Origin of the sequence: Geobacillus sp. FJAT-46040 (genome assembly GCF_002335725.1) — a bacterium.
GTDB lineage: Bacteria > Bacillota > Bacilli > Bacillales > Anoxybacillaceae > Geobacillus > Geobacillus thermoleovorans.
Window position 1 is genome coordinate 1,745,513 of the sequence record NZ_NISS01000001.1, and the last position, 17,036, is coordinate 1,762,548.

Consider the following 17,036-nt stretch of genomic DNA (forward strand, 5'->3'; position numbering starts at 1 on the left):
CAACAAAAATCCCCCTTTTGCGATTAGAAGAAAATGACGGCTAATCGGGCGCTTGCCACTTTTTCATACGGAATGGCGACCGTTTTTTGCCGTCCGCGGTCTTTGACCAACAGCGTCACGGTCGTTCCGTCAAAAGCGGTTAGTTCGCCTTCAAACTGCTTTTCTCCTTCAATGGGCTCATACGTTTTGATATATACATTTTTCCCAATGGCCTTGGCAAAATCTTTTGCCTTTTTCAGCGGCCGCTCTGCTCCGGGCGATGATACTTCCAAAAAATAGTTATGCGGAATCGGATCGACTTCATCCAGCTTTTCGCTCAATTTTTCGCTGACAGCACCGCATTGTTCAATATCGACGCCATCGTCAGAGTCAATGAAGACGCGCAAAAACCAATTTTTCCCTTCCTTCACATATTCAATATCGACGAGTTCAAGCCCCATTTCGTCCAAAATCGGTGTGACGAGTTGTTCGACCGTTTCTGTCACCTTTTTGCTCATTGTGTTCCTCCTTACCGAGCAAACGTGCATGCGTGGCATAATGAGAAAATCCCCTGCACAAGGCAGGGAATGAACGAGAGACGGGTGCCCATTCAAGACGAAAGAGTGGGTTTCCCCACTCTCTGCTTGCCATTATCTTTGCCAATTCCACTAAAACTATAACACATTGGGAAATATATTGCAACGGGAAACTGCCGCTCGGGCGAAAGAGCGCTGTCCGCTTCCTTCAGCGGCGGCGTTTCCACTAAAACAGCGACAGCTGGTTATGGTCTGGAAGCGAGTCAAGGCAGCCGCGGCTTTCTAGATACTCGAGCAGCGTTTTCGACAATTTGCCGCGCTGTTGCAAATCCTCCTTCGACAAAAACTCACCTTCCTCGCGAGCGCGCACGATCGCCTGCGCCACGTTCGTCCCAAGCCCCGGAATGGCGTTGAACGGCGGAATGAGAGAATTGCCGTCAATGACGAATTCCGTCGCCTGCGAGCGGTACAAATCGATATTTTTAAAGGAAAAGCCGCGCTCGCACATCTCTAAGGCCACCTCAAGAACCGTGAGCAAGCTTTTTTCTTTCGCCGTCGCCTGAATGCCTTTGGCGTTGATTTCCTCAATCCGCTTGCGAATGGCGGCTGATCCTTTGATCATGGCGTCAAGGTCAAAGTCCTCCGCCCGCACCGTAAAGTACGACGCGTAATACAAAAGCGGATGGTGCACCTTAAAGTAGGCGATGCGCACCGCCATTAACACGTAGGCGGCGGCGTGCGCTTTCGGGAACATGTACTTGATTTTTTTGCATGAATCGATGTACCACTCCGGCACGTCATGTTTGCGCATTTCTGCTTCAAACTCCGGCGTTAAGCCTTTTCCTTTGCGCACGGATTCCATGATTTTAAAAGCGAGCGACGGCTCGAGCCCGCGGTAAATCAAATAGACCATAATGTCGTCGCGGCAGCCGATGACTTCCGATAACGTACACGTGCCGTTTTGAATGAGCTCTTGCGCGTTGCCGAGCCACACATCGGTGCCGTGCGACAAGCCGGAAATTTGCACGAGTTCGGAAAACGTTTTTGGCCTTGTCTCTTCCAACATTTGTCGAACGAAGCGCGTGCCAAACTCCGGAATGCCGATCGTGCCGACATTGCACATGATTTGCTCCGGCGTAACGCCAAGCGGCTCGGTGCTGCTGAAAATGCCCATCACATCCGGGTCGTCGGTCGGGATCGTTTTCGGATCGATGCCGCTTAAATCTTGCAGCATGCGAATGACCGTCGGATCGTCGTGCCCGAGAATATCGAGCTTCAACAAATTGTCGTGGATCGAATGGAAGTCGAAATGGGTCGTCCGCCATTCAGAGGACGTGTCATCGGCCGGATATTGAATCGGCGTAAAATCGTAAATTTCCATATAATCAGGGACGACGATGATGCCGCCCGGATGCTGTCCGGTCGTCCGCTTCACCCCGGTGCAGCCAGCCGCGAGCCGGTCGATTTCCGCGCCGCGCAGCTCTAAGTTATGGTCGCTCGCATACGCTTTGACAAATCCGTACGCCGTTTTGTCAGCGACCGTGCCAATCGTCCCGGCGCGGTAGACGTTGTCTTCGCCAAACAGCACTTTCGTATAGTTGTGGGCGCGCGGCTGGTATTCGCCGGAAAAGTTCAAGTCGATATCCGGCACTTTGTCGCCTTTAAAGCCGAGAAACGTCTCAAACGGGATGTCGTGCCCGTCTTTCTTGTATTTCGTTCCACATCGCGGGCAGTTTTGATCCGGCAAATCAAACCCTGAGCCGACTGAACCGTCGTTAAAGAACTCCGAATGCTTGCAGTTTGGGCAAACGTAATGCGGCGGCAGCGGATTGACCTCGGTGATTTCCGTCATCGTCGCGACAAACGACGAGCCGACCGATCCGCGCGACCCGACAAGGTAGCCGTCATCGAGCGATTTTTTCACAAGCTTGTGCGAGATCAAATAAATGACGGCAAAGCCATGGCCGATGATGCTTTTTAGCTCCTTCTCAAGCCGCTCTTCAACAAGTTTCGGCAACGGGTCGCCGTAAATTTCCTTCGCCCGCCGGTAGCTCATTTCCCTGATTTCCTCGTCCGCCCCTTCGATGCGCGGCGTATACAGCTCATCTTTGATCGGCTTGACATCGCCGATTAACGAAGCGATTTTTTGCGTGTTGTCAACGACGATTTCCTTCGCTTTTTCCGGCCCTAAAAACGAGAAGCAGTCAAGCATTTCATTCGTCGTACGGAAATATACATCCGGCAGTTCATGGCGGTTGAGCGGATCCGCCCCGCCTTGCGAATGGATTAAGATTTTCCGGTAAATTTTATCTTCTGGGTTCAAGTAATGGACGTTGCCAGTGGCGACAACCGGGATGTCAAGCTTCTCACCAAGGGCGACGATGCTGCGGATGATGTTTTTGATCATCTCTTCGTCTTTCACATAATCCATCTCGATGAGCGGCTTGTACACGTCCGGCGGATGCACTTCAAGAAAATCGTAAAAACGGGCGATGTCTTCGACTTCTTCCGGCGCCTTTTGGATCAAGTTGTCAAACAGCTCTCCTTTGTCGCAGCCCGAGCCGACAAGCAGGCCGTCGCGGTGCTTGACGAGCACGGAGCGCGGGATGCGCGGCACACGGTGAAAATATTGAATGTGCGACAATGACACAAGCTTGAACAAATTTTTCAATCCAGTCTCGTTTTGCGCCAACAGCGTCACATGGAACGGGCGCGCAAGCCGATAGGACGCTTCGCTGTGCGTGCGGCTGTTTAATTCGTCATGAAACAGTATGCCGCGCTCTTCCGCTTCCTTCAACAGCCGCATAAGCAAATGCCCGGTCGCCTCCGCGTCGTAGATGGCGCGGTGATGCTGCGTCAATTCAATGTCAAATTTTTTGCACAATGTATTGAGCCGATGGTTTTTCAAATCCGGGTATAAAAAACGGGCCAGCTCGAGCGTATCGATGACTGGATTCGCGATTTTGCCGCGCCCCATGCGAGCGAAGCCCGCGTTTAAAAAACCGATGTCAAAGCTGGCGTTGTGGGCAACAAGCGTCGCATCGCCGGCCCAGTCAACAAAACGGGCTAGCACCTCGTCCGGCTTCGGGGCGTCTTTCACCATCTCATCGGTGATCCCAGTCAGCTCCATCGTTGTCACTGACAACGGATGTCCAGGGTTGGCAAACGACATGAACCGGTCGATGATCTCGCCGTCTTTCACTTTCACCGCCGTCAGCTCAATGATCGTATTGTACACAGCCGACAGGCCCGTCGTCTCGACGTCAAAGACGACGTACGTTTCCTCCGAAAGACGGCGGTGCGTTTCATTGTAGGCGATCGGCACGCCATCGTCGACGATGTTCGCCTCAAGGCCGTAAATGACCTTCATGCCGTGTTTTTTCGCCGCGCTGTAGGCCTCCGGAAACGACTGAACAACGGCATGGTCGGTGACGGCGATCGCCGGATGCCCCCATTTTTTCGCTTGCTCAATGAGTTTTGTCACCGAGGTGACCGCGTCCATTTGGCTCATCGGGGTATGCAAATGGAGCTCGACCCTCTTTTCCCCTTCAGGCGCCGTATCTTGCCGTTCGTTTGCGGCGATTTCGTTCAAATCGTTGGCGATGATGACCAAATCACGGACGAACGTATCGTTTTGCACGCTGCCGCGCACTTTCACCCACATGCCTTTTTTGACGCCGCTCATGAGCTCGGCGTCCTCTTTGTCGCGCGAGAACATTTTGACTAAAATCGAGTTCGTGTAATCTGTGATTTTCATGGTCAACAGCGTGCGGCCGCTTTTTAATTCGCTCACTTCGGCGTCAAATACATAGCCTTGCACAACGACGCGCCGCTCTTCTTCGACGATCGTTTCAAGCCGCCGCACCGGCTCCTCGTCGCGGATCGGATAGCCGATGACAAGCGGACCGGACGGCGGCGCAGACGCGGCCTTTTCTTCTTCCCTCGCTAAATCGGTCAGTACAGCAAGCGCTCGCTCTTCGTCCTCTTGCTGTTTTTGCGCCAAAAACTGTTCCATTTCTTGCTTGGACGGCTCGACGCTGACGTCAAGCTGAAGGGGGGGGAACCCAAACGAAGCGTACACATCAGCGATTTTTTTGGCGAACCGCCGTTTGATCGCCAGCGCTTCCGCTTCATGGCGGGCAACGACAAGCAGCTTGTTTCCTTTCAGCTCGGGCGTCTGCCGGCTGAGCCAATCGACAAGCGGCGACATGCCTTCTTGCAGCTCGGCAAGGCAAAGCGGCCAATACGCCTGCACATCCGCCTCAGTTACGCGCGGCGCTTCGACCTCCATCGTATGGCGGACGGCGGCGATATGGCGGAACGCCGTCTGCAGTCGATCGGCAAACGTTTTGTATACATGAACCGGCAGCACGTTGTCGAACTGAAAATAAAAATGCCAGCTTTTCTCCTCTTTATCGATCACGACTTTGCGAATGGCTGCCTCACGAAAATGCGGCATCCATTCGTCCGACGTCATCTTCAACTGCTCAAGCAGGATGAGAAACCGCTCTTTTTGCTCTTTTGTCACCATGACGTCCGTTTGTTCCCCTCTCAACATCATTCTCTTTCTATATCATACCATAACAAAAGCGCCGGCGAAAAAGACAGAATTCTTTTTCGCCAGCGCCGGCACTCATGATTGAAGGAGACGGCGCGCAGTGTCGACAAGCTCGCTGACCGGCACATCGAACGTCTCGCCTGTTTTCCGCACTTTTACTTCCACAACGCCTTCGCCCGCTCGCTTGCCGACGGTGACGCGGAGCGGAATGCCGATCAAATCGCTGTCGGCAAACTTCACTCCGGCCCGTTCGGGGCGGTCGTCATACAACACTTCAAACCCAGCCTGTCCGAGCTTTTCATACCACTCTTCCGCCAACGCGCGCTGTTCATCGCTTTTTGCGTTCGCTGTAAGCAAATGGATGTGAAACGGTGCGACCGAAGCCGGCCACACAAGCCCGTGTTCGTCAGCAAACTGTTCGGCGATTGCGGCCACCAATCTTGATACGCCGATGCCGTAGCAACCCATGATCATCGTCTGCGTTTGGCCGTTTTCATCCAAATAGACGGCGTTCATCGCTTCGCTGTATTTTGTCCCCAGCTTAAACACATGCCCGACTTCAATGCCGCGGGCAAAGCGGATCGTCCCTTTGCCATCTGGAGACGGGTCGCCTTCTTTTACGAAGCGCAAATCGGCGTATTGACTGACGGCAAAATCGCGGCCCGGGTTGACTCCGATGTAATGGTATCCTTCCTCGTTCGCGCCGCAAACGCCGTTGACGATGGCGGCGACAGCATGGTCCGCGATCACAGTGACGTCTTCGCTGACGCCGATCGGGCCGAGCGAACCGATTGGAGCGTTCATCACCCGCTCCGTTTCTTCCGGCGTCGCCAATTCGACGACCGTCGCGTCGAGCACGTTTTTCACCTTCACCTCGTTCGCTTCATGATCGCCGCGGACGAGAACGAGCACATAGCGGCCGTCCACATTGAACAAAAGCGATTTGATGCAGCGCTCCGGCGATATTTGTAAGTGCGAAGCGACTTCAGCGATCGTTTTTTGCCCCGGCGTCGCCACTTTTTTCAATTCGGCTGGCGGCTCATCGCTTTTTTCGTACGTCGCCACGACTGGCGCCATCTCGATGTTGGCGGCATAGTCAGACGCATCGGAGTAGGCGATCGTATCTTCGCCGATGTCCGAGAGCACCATAAACTCATGCGTATCTTTGCCGCCAATCGCCCCCGAGTCGGCGATGACGGCGCGGAAGTTCAATCCGCAGCGGCGGAAAATGTTCGCATACGCCTCATACATGTTGTTGTACGTTTCATCCAAGCTTTCTTTCGACGTATGGAACGAGTAGGCGTCTTTCATCATGAACTCGCGGCCGCGCAACAGCCCAAAACGCGGACGCTTTTCATCGCGGAATTTCGTTTGAATTTGATACAAGACAAGCGGCAGCCGCTTGTACGTTTTCACCTCGTCGCGGACGATCGCCGTGATCATTTCCTCATGCGTCGGCCCGAGGGCGAAATCGCGCTCGTGCCGGTCTTTTAAGCGCATCAGCTCCGGCCCGTACGAGTACCAGCGGCCGGACTGCTGCCAAAGCTCAGCTGGCTGCAAGGCCGGCATGAGAAGCTCCATCGCCCCGATACGATTCATCTCCTCACGGATGATCGCTTCCACTTTTTGCAAAACACGCTGCCCGAGCGGCAAAAACGTATAGACGCCGCTTGCGCTTTGACGAATGAAGCCGGCCCGGAGCAGGAGCTGATGGCTTTTCACTTCCGCATCCGCCGGCACTTCACGCAACGTCGGAATAAACGCTTGACTTTGTCTCATCCATTAGCCACCTCGTTTTCTCTCTATAGGAAAAATTTTTGAATGTCATTCCATGTCACCACAAGCATAAGCAACATAAGCAAGGCAAAGCCGATAAAATGGACCATTCCTTCTTTTTGCCGGTCGACCGGCTTGCCGCGCACCGCTTCAATGGCGAAAAAGAGGAGCCGCCCGCCGTCTAGCGCCGGCAATGGCAACAAGTTGACAATCCCCAGGTTGATGCTTAAAATCGCGCCCCATTTCATCAAGTAGTAGATCCCAGACTCAGCCACTTTGCCGGTCGATACGGCGATGCCGACCGGTCCGGACAGCATGTCAAGCTGAAACTGGCCGGTGATCAATTGGCCGAGCCCCGTTACAATTTCCCGCGTCCAGTAATACGTCTCAACCAGCCCTTGCTTGATCGAGCCCAACACCGATTTTTCCATCGGCTGATAGACGCCGATCAAGCCGATCGTCTCCCCTTGCACCGTTTTCGCCTCCGGAGTGACCGTCACACTCCGTTTTTTCCCATTCCGCTCAATTTGAAACTGAAGCGGTTCTCCCGGATGGGCGCGAATCGTGTTGACGATTTCCGTCCATGTTTCCATCCGTTCGCCGTTAATGGCGATCACTTCATCCCCTTGCTTCAAGCCGGCGGCGCGCGCCGCTCCCTCCGGCGTCAGCTCGCCGATCACCGGCTTGTCGACCGGATAGCCTTGCAAAAGACCGATGATGATAAAGACAACGAGCGACAAGAGAAAGTTGGCGAGCGGTCCGGCCAAAATCGTCATCGTTCGCTGCCCGAGCGTTTTTGCCGCAAATTGGCGATGGTACGGAGCAATTTGAATCTCTTGGCGGTCGACGACGAAAAACGCCGGCTCCTTGACCGTAAACCGCTCGAACCGCTCGCCGTCCGTATAGCCGGTCACATACATGCCATGCTCTAAATCGGCCTCTTCAACTTCCACTACGCGGATATTCGGATAATCGTCCTTATGGTTGAGGACGATTTTTTCCACTTGGCCGCTCTCATCAAGCAAAAGACCGACGACTTGCCCACGCTTCAATTCAATCGTCTCCGGGTCTTCACCGGCCATGCGGACGAAGCCGCCAAGCGGGAGCAGGCGGATCGTGTACACCGTTTCGTTTTTCTTGAACGAAAACACTTTCGGTCCGAAGCCGATGGCAAATTCGCGGCACAAAATGCCGGCCCGTTTTGCTAGCAGCAAGTGGCCGAGCTCGTGAAAAAAGACGAGGGCACCAAAGACGACGATAAATGAAATGATCGATTCCAACGTTTCAACCACCTTTATGTTAGTAGTGAGCGGACGTAGGCGCGCGCGTCCGCATCGATTTCACGAATGTCCTCAAGCTGCGGATCGCTCACTGGCCGATGGCGCTCGAGCGCGCGTTCAATCCACTCCTCGATGGCCAAAAATGGAATGCGCCCGGCTAAAAACGCCGCCACCGCCTCCTCATTGGCCGCATTCAACACCGTCGGCAGCGAGCCGCCGCGCTTGCCAGCCTCATAGGCGAGACGCAAACAGCGATAGCGGTCGAAATCAACCGGGGCGAAATGGAGCGCCCCAAGCGAGATTAAATCAAGCGGCTTGGCGGATGGGAGCGGCAACCGCTTTGGATACGCAAGCGCATATTGGATCGGAACGCGCATATCCGGCGTTCCAAGCTGCGCCAATACACTTGTGTCACGGAACTGAACGAGCGAATGGATGATGCTTTCTCGATGCAAAACAACCTCAATCCGCTCATACGGCAGCCCGAACAGCCAATGAGCCTCAATGACCTCAAATCCTTTATTCATCATGGTCGCTGAATCAATCGTAATTTTTGCCCCCATCGACCAGTTCGGATGGCGAAGCGCCTCCTCAACCGTCACATGAGCGAGCTCTCGGCGCGTCTTGTCGCGGAAGCTGCCGCCGGATGCGGTCAGAATGAGTTTGTCGACTTGCTCCATCCTTTCCCCTTGCAGACATTGAAAAATGGCGGAATGTTCACTGTCAACTGGCAACAGCGGCACGCCGCGCCGCTTGGCTGCAGCCATGACGAGATGTCCGGCGACAACGAGCGTCTCTTTGTTGGCGAGGGCGATCGCTTTTCCCGCTTCAATCGCCTTCAGCGTCGGCACAAGGCCGACGCTGCCGACGACAGCGGTGACGACAACATCGGCTTGTGGGCAAACGGCTGCTTCAATCAATCCTTCCTCTCCGTACACGATCGTCGTCCGCCCGCGGTACTCGCGATAAAGAACTTCATACGCATCACGGTCAGCGACGGCGACAAGACTTGGGGAAAATTCAGCGATCAGCCGCCTCGCCGCCTCGATATTTTTCCCGACCGATGCGGCGGCCAAGCGGAATTCGTCCGGATGGGCGCGGATGACATCGAGCGTCTGTGTGCCGATCGATCCGCTCGCCCCTAATATACTAATATATTTCAATCGTTTCACTCCTCACCCGCTTATCGTGCGATTTCAAGCAATATGTACAATATCGGCAGCACGAACAGCAAGCTGTCAAACCGATCTAAAATGCCGCCATGTCCCGGCAAAATCGCCCCGGAATCTTTGACGCCGTAATGGCGCTTAAATGCCGATTCGATCAAATCGCCGAGCTGACCGAACGCCGACAGCAGCAACGCGACGCCAAGCGCGGCCGCCAAACTGCCAAACGGCGCCGCCGCCCACTCGTAAATCGCGGCGACAACAGCCGCTGAAGCGATGCCGCCGATGGCGCCTTCCACCGTTTTTTTTGGGCTGATCTCCGGCCATAGCTTGCGCCGGCCAAACGCGCGGCCAAAGAAATACGCCCCAATGTCAGTCGCCCAAATGACAAACAAGGCATAAACGAAGTACACGAACCCAACCAAACGAACAGCGCCGAAACAGAAAAACCCTACGCCGACATAGACGACCGCCAAAACGACAAACGCCGCCTCATCGAACGAGAGCGCATTTTTCGTCACGACTGTGCCGACAAGCAGCAAAAAAGCCAAAGCGGCGAGCACGCCAAATTTGGCGGTCCCAGACGCCAACCACTCGCCGCCGTAACGGGCGGGAACGAGCAACAGCCAAAGGGCGATCAATCCAGCCGCCCCGACAAACGACAACGGGTGCATCCCTTTCATCCGCAACAATTCAAACAGCCCAATCGTGGCCAATATATATGTTACTATTATAAACGGAAATCCGCCAAAAATAACAATCGGCAAAAAGAGCGCCGCCGCTATGACTCCGGTGATGATTCGCTGCTTCATCGCGCTGACACTCCTCCAAATCGGCGGTCGCGCCGCTGGTAAGCGGCAATCGCCTCTAAGAAATGTTGTTCCGTAAAATCCGGCCATAAGACATCCGTAAACCAAAGTTCCGTATACGCCAACTGCCAAAGCATGAAATTGCTCAAGCGAATCTCCCCGCTCGTACGGATGAGCAAGTCAGGGTCAGCGAGCCCGCTCGTCATCAAGTACGAGGAAATGAGCGGCTCGGTGATGTCTTCCGGCGCGAGCATCCCGCGTTCAACGTCTTTGGCGATCTGCTTTACGGCGGCAGTGATTTCCGCCCGGCTTCCATAATTAAGGGCAAAGTTTAACACAAGGCCGGTGTTGCCGCTTGTTTCCTTCACGGCTTTCTCGACCGCCCGGCGCGTATGATCAGGCAGCGCCTCCGCATGACCGATCACTTGGACTTTGACATTTTCGGCGACGAGCTCGGGAAGAAACGTCGTCAAAAACTGTTCCGGCAGCTTCATCAAATAATCGACTTCACTTTTCGGACGTTTCCAGTTTTCTGTCGAAAACGCGTAAAGCGACAAAATCTGAATCCCCAGCTCATTCGCAAAACGAGTGATTTTGCGCACAACTTGCATGCCTTCGTAATGGCCGGCCGCCCTTGGCAGCGCCCGCTTTTTCGCCCATCTCCCGTTTCCGTCCATAATGATGGCGACGTGGTTCGGCATCGGATGCCTGAGCACCTCTTCTTTCGTCACCGGGACGTCTTTCTCTTTTGTTTTTCGCATTTTATTGAACATACGAGTCCTCCGGGATCGTGTTTTGCCTTTCCATTATAGCAAAAAAACCCTCCATCAACATAGAGGGTTTGCATGGTTTTGCCTATACTTCCATCACTTCTTTTTCTTTTTCTTTTGTGATGGCGTCAATTTTGGCGATGTGGTCATCGGTCAGCTTTTGCACTTCGTCCGTGTAGCTGCGGAGCTCATCTTCCGTAATCTCGCCGTTTTTCTCGAGTTTTTTCAATTCATCGTTCGCATCGCGGCGGATGTTGCGCACCGCGACTTTCGCGTCTTCTGAATACTTTTTGACAAGCTTCGCGAGCTCGCGGCGCCGTTCCTCAGTGAGCGGCGGAATGACAAGACGAATGACCGATCCATCATTCGATGGCGTCAGCCCTAAATCCGATGCTAAAATCGCTTTTTCCATTTCTTTAATGGCCGATTTGTCGTACGGCTGAATGACAAGCAGCCGCGCTTCCGGCACGCTGATGGAGGCCAGTTGGTTGATTGGCGTCGGCACGCCGTAATAGTCAACGGTTACTTTCTCAAGCAGCCCTGCGTTCGCCCGTCCGGCGCGAATGCTTGCCAGCTCGCGGGTGAACGCTTGCACCGCTTTATCCATCTTTTCTTTCGCCTGTTGGATCACTTGCTTTGCCATCGTTATTTCCCCCTTACGATCGTTCCGATGTTTTCACCTAACACAGCGCGTTTAATATTGCCTTCTTCCATAATCGAGAAGACGATGAGCGGAATGTTGTTGTCCATGCAAAGCGAGGAAGCAGTCGAATCCATGACGCCGAGCCCTTGCTTGATGACGTCCAAGTACGACAGCTCATCGTATTTGACCGCATTGGCGTCGACGTTCGGGTCGGCGCTGTAAACGCCATCGACGTTGTTTTTCGCCATTAAAATGACGTCCGCCTCGATTTCCGCCGCCCTGAGCGCCGCGGTCGTATCGGTCGAAAAGTACGGGTTGCCTGTGCCGGCGGCGAAAATGACAACTCGTTTTTTCTCAAGATGGCGAATCGCCCGGCGGCGAATGTACGGTTCGGCCACTTGCCGCATTTCAATCGATGTTTGCACCCGCGTTTCCACACCGAGCTGCTCAAGGCTGTCCTGCAAGGCGAGGGCATTCATCACCGTCGCCAACATGCCCATGTAATCAGCCGTCGCCCGGTCCATGCCCATTTCGCTTCCCGTTTTTCCACGCCAAATGTTGCCGCCGCCGACGACGATGGCGACCTCGACGCCCAGTTCAACAACTTCTTTCACTTGTTTGGCGATCGACTGAATGACCGCCGGTTGAATGCCAAACCCTTGCTTTCCGGCGAGCGCTTCCCCGCTCAACTTTAACACGACGCGTTTGTATTTTGGCTGTTCCATGTCCAACCTCCATGATGCGAATCACTTTGAAAAACAGGGAACACGCGCGTGTTCCCTGTTGCGGTCCGTCATTGTTTTCTGACTTGGCTCATGACTTCTTCTGCAAAATTGTCTTGGCGTTTTTCGAGCCCTTCGCCGACTTCGTAACGGATGAACTGCTTGACTGTTGCTCCGTTCGATTCGACGTATTGGCGCACCGTCACATCCGGGTTTTTCACGAACGCTTGCTCGAGCAGGCAGACGTCTTCGTAAAACTTGTTCAGCCGGCCTTCGACCATTTTTTCAACGATTTTCTCCGGCTTGCCTTCGTTTAAGGCTTGCTGCTTCAACACTTCACGCTCATGCGCAATCTCTTCCTGCGGCACGTCGTCGCGCGAGACGTATTTCGGATGAAGTGCGGCAATGTGCATGGCCACATCTTTGGCGACGTCTTCGCTCGCATTGCCGGCTAATAACGTTAATACGCCGATGCGCCCGCCCATGTGCAAGTACGCACCGAACGTTTCGCCGTCCGCTTTATTGACGACGGCAAAGCGGCGAAGCGTAATTTTTTCACCAATTTTAGCGATCGCTTCGTTGATGTAGTCTTGGACGGTCGAGCCGTTGTCCATCGTTTGACCGAGCGCTTCATCAAGCGAAGCCGGCTTTTGTTTCAGCAAGTGGGCGGCCAGCTCTTTGACAAGCGTTTGGAATGCTTCGTTTTTCGCAACGAAGTCCGTTTCCGAGTTCACTTCCAAAATGACGGCGGTATTGCCTTCCACCGCAATGTACGCCATCCCTTCGGCCGCGATGCGGTCCGCTTTTTTCGCCGCTTTGGCAATTCCTTTTTCGCGCAGCCAGTCGATCGCTTTCTCCATGTCACCGTTTGTTTCGGTGAGCGCCTTTTTGCAGTCCATCATGCCTGCGCCTGTTTTTTCGCGCAGTTCTTTCACCATTTGTGCTGTAATCGCCATAAAAAAATCCTCCTTCTCATTGTCCCGTATATGTATCGGTGCCGGCAGCGGCTTCCCGTTTTGCCCTTATTCGTTAGTATAGCCAAAAGTTGCTCATTTCTGTCTCAAAAAAAGGTGATAAAAGGCTTTCCCCTCTTATCACCTTTCTTGTGCATCGTTACTCTGCTGCGACGGCCGCTTCTTCGCCTTGTTTCGCCTCAAGCACGGCGTCGGCGATTTTCGAAGTCAACAGCTTAACAGCGCGGATGGCGTCGTCGTTGGCCGGAATGACATAGTCAATTTCATCCGGATCGCAGTTCGTGTCGACGATGCCGATGATCGGGATGTTCAGCTTGCGCGCTTCCGCCACCGCGATCCGCTCTTTGCGCGGGTCAATGACAAACAACGCATCCGGCAGCTCTTTCATGTCTTTGATGCCGCCCAAAAACTTCTCAAGACGCTCTTTTTCTTTTTTCAAGCGAATGACTTCTTTTTTCGGCAGAACGTCAAATATCCCATCTTCTTCCATTTTTTCAATTTCACGCAGCCGTTTGATCCGCTTTTGGATCGTAGCGAAGTTCGTCAGCGTGCCGCCGAGCCAGCGTTGGTTGACATAAAACATGCCGCAGCGTTCCGCTTCTTCCTTCACCGACTCTTGCGCTTGTTTTTTCGTGCCGACGAACAAAATTTTGCCGCCATTCGCCGCCAATTCGCGGACGAAGTTGTATGCTTCCTCGACTTTTTTCACCGTTTTTTGCAAGTCGATGATATAGATGCCGTTGCGCTCCGTGAAAATGTATTTTTTCATCTTCGGATTCCAACGGCGCGTCTGATGTCCAAAGTGGACGCCAGCTTCAAGCAGTTGTTTCATCGAAATAACCGACATGTATGCTCCTCCTGTTTCCTTAGTGGTTTTTGGTCCTCCGCCTGCCTCATCTTTCAGCAAGACTGGCGTTGCCAGCACCGTTGCTGAAATCATCAGGCGTGTGTATTCACACCATGAAAAAATATATCACAACTGCAAGCAGCAAATCAAGCTGTTATTCGCCTATTGATTCGTTTTTTGCGCAAATTTGAGCCATAGCTCGACTTCTGTTTTCCCTTTGCCAAGCTGTTTGGCAATTTCCTCGACCGTCGCCCCTTCCGCATATAGGCGGCGAGCAAGCTCACTCGCGTCCGCTGGTCGGGTGAGTGAAAGTTCGAGCACATCCTTGACCGTTCCGATGTCTGGGAAATAGCCCGGAGCGGCGCTTGGGCGGCTTGTTTCTGTGCGTTTTTCGGTTTCTCCCCGCTCCGCCGGCTCGTTTTCCTCCTTTTTTGCTTCCGCTGTTCGCTTTTCGAACCCCCCTCCGATTTCACCGCCTCCTGCCCCCAGCATGGACGCCGTCTCTTTCCCGTTTGCGCCCCGTTGCACACTGGGCGCATCGTTCGTTTCCGGTGCAGAAACGAATGGAGCCGCTCCGCTGCCAAGCAACGAGTCAAGTTCAGCCAAAAAGCGCTTGTTTTCTTCCTTCCAAGCAGCGAGATAAGCGGTCATGGCTTCCTCGAGCTCCTCGGCCCGCCTCTCCGCCTCGCCAAGCCGCGACAGGCGAAGGAAAAGTACAATGATCAACCAAAACGACAAGGCGTGCAGCAGCAAACTGATCGTTAGCCAAAATGCCATCATGATGTTCACTATCCTTGAATGTCGATCGTTTTTCCTTTATAAGGGTGTCCTCCAAAACGGGACGCCTCCTGCTCAAGACGGGCGCTCGTTCGTTTATCCGTCACCCGACGGCGCGCACGCTCCGCCCGCTTTTGGCCGGCAGTTGCCATTTGCGCCTGCACTGCATAGGAGTGTTGTTGCGTCGAGGCTTGAAGCCTTTCCGCGTCGGGCGCTTTCGGCATGACGCTTTGCAACGCTGGAAGCTGGATGTCCATCGCGTTTTCTCTCCCCTCATGGCTCTTTTTCAAAAAAGCGGCGCAGTTTCCAAAGCGCTTTCGCATGAATTTGCGAAATTCTTGATGTCGACAAATGCAAAAGGCTCCCGATTTCTGTAAACGTCAGCTCCTCTTTATAAAACAAACTGATGACGAGCTGCTCTTTTTCATTCAGCTGTCCGATGGCTTCAGCCAGCTTTTCGATCATTTCCTGCTTAACGATTTGCTCCTCGGGAAGCGGAGCGCGGTCGTCGCGAACCGCCAACAGTCCTTCATCTTCGTCGACGGTCGTCTGCCCGAGCAGCAGCCAATGGGAAAAAAACGTTTCACTCGCCGCCGCCTGCACTTCCTCTTCCGTCATCCCGAGCTCAGCGGCGATCTCTTTCGCCGTCACCGATCGCATGTGCCGCTGTTCAAGCCGCTCGATCGCTTCCTCAATTTTTTTTGCCTTATCGCGCATGCTGCGCGGCAGCCAGTCTTCTTTGCGCAAACCGTCTAAGATGGCGCCGCGGATGCGGAACGAGGCGTACGTGTCGAACTTCAAATCACGCGATGGGTCAAATTTCTCCAACGCATCGTATAAGCCGACGAGTCCAAGGCTGACGAGCTCATCCTTCGGCACGGAGCTCGGCAGCGTCGCCGAAAGCCGCTGCACGTGGTAGAAAACAAGCGGCATATAGCGCTGCACCAGCTCCTCGGCCGCGTGACGGTCGCGGCCATTGATCCATTCATCCCAGTATTTCCGTTCTTCTCCTTTTAGCGCGCTTCCCATTATTCTCCCCCTTGCCTTGCGGAAACGGCGCATCCCGGTCATATTTCCTTTATTTCTTGAGCGGCGGTGCGGATGGAGAGCACGCCCGTCTGCGGATTAAATTCGATCGTGCGGCCGCTATGGCCCCCGACATCTTCGGCGACGACCGGAATGTGAAGCCGCTCGAGCTGCTTTTTCACTTCCTCCACATTGCGCGCGCCAATGCGCATCATATCGCCGCCAACTGTCGAAAACGAAAACATTTGCGCCCCGCCGGCCAGCTTCGCTTTCAGCATCCCTTTCCGCCCGCCAGCGGCAATGACAAGCTGAACGAGCGCCTCGACCGCCGTATCAGCGTATTTGGCCGCATTGATGACTCCGCCGCGCGCCATCGAGGAATGCGGAAGCATGACATGCGCCATGCCGGCAACCGCCTTGCCTACATCGTAAATGACGACACCGACGCACGACCCAAGCCCGCACGTGCGGATGACATTCGGCGCTATGACGACCTCCATTTCCGCAATGCCGATTTTGACAGCCTGCGCTGTGCTCATAGACCATCCACACCTAACGCTCGAAAGATGGTGGAAAACGACTCGGGGTCAGGTAGAAGAAAGAAATGGCCGTTGATGCTTTCGTCCGAGCGCCGTTCATCGTAAATGGCTGTGTCAATCAAAATGGCGTAATCGCCAACACGCGACAGCTCAAGCAATCCGAACGACAGCACAGCTCCAATCATGTCGATAGCCAATGCCGGCACGGACGGGTGCAAGTTGAGCCGCGTAAAGTCAGCCAATGCCGACAAATACGAGCCGGCTAAAATATTGCCGAGCTCCTGAAGCGCCGAGCAGCCAAGCTCATGGGCTTCTCCTTGAAACGAAAACGAGCCATCGCCAATCATCCGACGGACAAACCGCTCAGCCTGTTCCGGCGGCAACACGAAAAACATGTTTCCCGGCGCTTCTCCTTCGATGCGCAAATAGACGCACGCCACTACTTGTTCCGGTCCACCGATTGATTCCATCATTTCGGCAAACGTCGCAATTTGAACGCGCGGCACCGCCATTTCAATTTTTTTGTTTAGCAACGTCGACAAAGCCGTCGCCGCGTTGCCGGCGCCAATGTTGCCGATTTCGCGCAAAATGTCAATATGCATCCCCGTCAAGTTGCGAATATCGTCCAATGTCA

Annotated in this window: 16 protein-coding genes; all 16 read right to left on the bottom strand. The window is 54.0% G+C overall.

What is annotated here, in order from left to right:
• Positions 1-23: 23 nt before the first annotated feature.
• Positions 24-497, bottom strand: a complete 474-nt coding sequence (rimP, locus tag CD000_RS09190; RefSeq protein ID WP_011230759.1) for a ribosome maturation factor RimP — start codon at positions 495-497, stop codon at positions 24-26.
• A gap of 244 nt (positions 498-741) precedes the next feature.
• Complete coding sequence (locus CD000_RS09195) at positions 742-5,046, bottom strand: PolC-type DNA polymerase III (RefSeq protein ID WP_096226269.1); 4,305 nt, start codon at positions 5,044-5,046, stop codon at positions 742-744.
• Positions 5,047-5,148: 102 nt separating this feature from the next.
• The gene (locus tag CD000_RS09200) at positions 5,149-6,852 is read right to left on the bottom strand and encodes a proline--tRNA ligase (protein ID WP_062898532.1); all 1,704 of its coding nucleotides are present in this window, start codon (positions 6,850-6,852) and stop codon (positions 5,149-5,151) included.
• 23 nt (positions 6,853-6,875) lie between these two features.
• Positions 6,876-8,141 (bottom strand): RIP metalloprotease RseP, encoded by a 1,266-nt coding sequence (rseP, locus tag CD000_RS09205; protein ID WP_023634150.1) that lies wholly within the window; start codon positions 8,139-8,141, stop codon positions 6,876-6,878.
• 2 nt (positions 8,142-8,143) lie between these two features.
• Positions 8,144-9,292: a 1-deoxy-D-xylulose-5-phosphate reductoisomerase gene (gene dxr / locus CD000_RS09210; protein ID WP_020278203.1), complete on the bottom strand. Its 1,149-nt coding sequence runs from the start codon at positions 9,290-9,292 to the stop codon at positions 8,144-8,146.
• Between the two features lie 20 nt (positions 9,293-9,312).
• The gene (locus CD000_RS09215; protein WP_014195473.1) at positions 9,313-10,107 is read right to left on the bottom strand and encodes a phosphatidate cytidylyltransferase; all 795 of its coding nucleotides are present in this window, start codon (positions 10,105-10,107) and stop codon (positions 9,313-9,315) included.
• Positions 10,104-10,877, bottom strand: a complete 774-nt coding sequence (locus tag CD000_RS09220; protein ID WP_014195472.1) for an undecaprenyl pyrophosphate synthase — start codon at positions 10,875-10,877, stop codon at positions 10,104-10,106. Before CD000_RS09220 ends, CD000_RS09215 begins: the two co-directional genes overlap by 4 nt.
• 82 nt (positions 10,878-10,959) lie before the next feature.
• The gene (gene frr, locus CD000_RS09225) at positions 10,960-11,517 is read right to left on the bottom strand and encodes a ribosome recycling factor (protein ID WP_011230752.1); all 558 of its coding nucleotides are present in this window, start codon (positions 11,515-11,517) and stop codon (positions 10,960-10,962) included.
• A gap of 2 nt (positions 11,518-11,519) precedes the next feature.
• Positions 11,520-12,242, bottom strand: coding sequence for a UMP kinase (gene pyrH / locus CD000_RS09230; protein ID WP_011230751.1), 723 nt, complete (start codon positions 12,240-12,242; stop codon positions 11,520-11,522).
• Between the two features lie 68 nt (positions 12,243-12,310).
• Positions 12,311-13,195 carry a translation elongation factor Ts gene (gene tsf, locus CD000_RS09235; RefSeq protein ID WP_011230750.1) on the bottom strand — a complete coding sequence of 295 codons (885 nt, stop codon included), beginning with the start codon at positions 13,193-13,195 and terminating at the stop codon, positions 12,311-12,313.
• 157 nt (positions 13,196-13,352) lie between these two features.
• On the bottom strand, positions 13,353-14,060 hold the full coding sequence (gene rpsB, locus CD000_RS09240; RefSeq protein WP_013145737.1) for a 30S ribosomal protein S2: 708 nt from the start codon (positions 14,058-14,060) through the stop codon (positions 13,353-13,355).
• Positions 14,061-14,222: 162 nt separating this feature from the next.
• The gene (locus CD000_RS09245; protein WP_033008174.1) at positions 14,223-14,840 is read right to left on the bottom strand and encodes a hypothetical protein; all 618 of its coding nucleotides are present in this window, start codon (positions 14,838-14,840) and stop codon (positions 14,223-14,225) included.
• Positions 14,841-14,848: 8 nt separating this feature from the next.
• On the bottom strand, positions 14,849-15,094 hold the full coding sequence (locus CD000_RS09250) for a hypothetical protein (RefSeq protein ID WP_011230747.1): 246 nt from the start codon (positions 15,092-15,094) through the stop codon (positions 14,849-14,851).
• 16 nt (positions 15,095-15,110) lie between these two features.
• On the bottom strand, positions 15,111-15,866 hold the full coding sequence (locus CD000_RS09255) for a FliA/WhiG family RNA polymerase sigma factor (RefSeq protein WP_096225508.1): 756 nt from the start codon (positions 15,864-15,866) through the stop codon (positions 15,111-15,113).
• Positions 15,867-15,904: 38 nt separating this feature from the next.
• Positions 15,905-16,402, bottom strand: coding sequence for a chemotaxis protein CheD (locus CD000_RS09260; RefSeq protein ID WP_050368510.1), 498 nt, complete (start codon positions 16,400-16,402; stop codon positions 15,905-15,907).
• Positions 16,399-17,031 (bottom strand): chemotaxis protein CheC, encoded by a 633-nt coding sequence (locus CD000_RS09265; protein ID WP_096225509.1) that lies wholly within the window; start codon positions 17,029-17,031, stop codon positions 16,399-16,401. The genes CD000_RS09260 and CD000_RS09265 overlap by 4 nt, the downstream gene beginning before the upstream one ends.
• Between the last annotated feature and the right edge of the window lie 5 nt (positions 17,032-17,036).

Bases quoted from the DNA above. Each gene is read 5' to 3' on its own strand.
- rimP (WP_011230759.1), bottom strand. From the start codon at position 497: ATGAGCAAAAAGGTGACAGAAACGGTCGAACAACTCGTCACACCGATT.
- CD000_RS09195 (WP_096226269.1), bottom strand. From the start codon at position 5,046: ATGGTGACAAAAGAGCAAAAAGAGCGGTTTCTCATCCTGCTTGAGCAG.
- CD000_RS09200 (WP_062898532.1), bottom strand. From the start codon at position 6,852: ATGAGACAAAGTCAAGCGTTTATTCCGACGTTGCGTGAAGTGCCGGCG.
- CD000_RS09215 (WP_014195473.1), bottom strand. From the start codon at position 10,107: ATGAAGCAGCGAATCATCACCGGAGTCATAGCGGCGGCGCTCTTTTTG.
- CD000_RS09220 (WP_014195472.1), bottom strand. From the start codon at position 10,877: ATGTTCAATAAAATGCGAAAAACAAAAGAGAAAGACGTCCCGGTGACG.
- frr (WP_011230752.1), bottom strand. From the start codon at position 11,517: ATGGCAAAGCAAGTGATCCAACAGGCGAAAGAAAAGATGGATAAAGCG.
- pyrH (WP_011230751.1), bottom strand. From the start codon at position 12,242: ATGGAACAGCCAAAATACAAACGCGTCGTGTTAAAGTTGAGCGGGGAA.
- tsf (WP_011230750.1), bottom strand. From the start codon at position 13,195: ATGGCGATTACAGCACAAATGGTGAAAGAACTGCGCGAAAAAACAGGC.
- rpsB (WP_013145737.1), bottom strand. From the start codon at position 14,060: ATGTCGGTTATTTCGATGAAACAACTGCTTGAAGCTGGCGTCCACTTT.
- CD000_RS09245 (WP_033008174.1), bottom strand. From the start codon at position 14,840: ATGATGGCATTTTGGCTAACGATCAGTTTGCTGCTGCACGCCTTGTCG.
- CD000_RS09250 (WP_011230747.1), bottom strand. From the start codon at position 15,094: ATGGACATCCAGCTTCCAGCGTTGCAAAGCGTCATGCCGAAAGCGCCC.
- CD000_RS09255 (WP_096225508.1), bottom strand. From the start codon at position 15,866: ATGGGAAGCGCGCTAAAAGGAGAAGAACGGAAATACTGGGATGAATGG.
- CD000_RS09260 (WP_050368510.1), bottom strand. From the start codon at position 16,402: ATGAGCACAGCGCAGGCTGTCAAAATCGGCATTGCGGAAATGGAGGTC.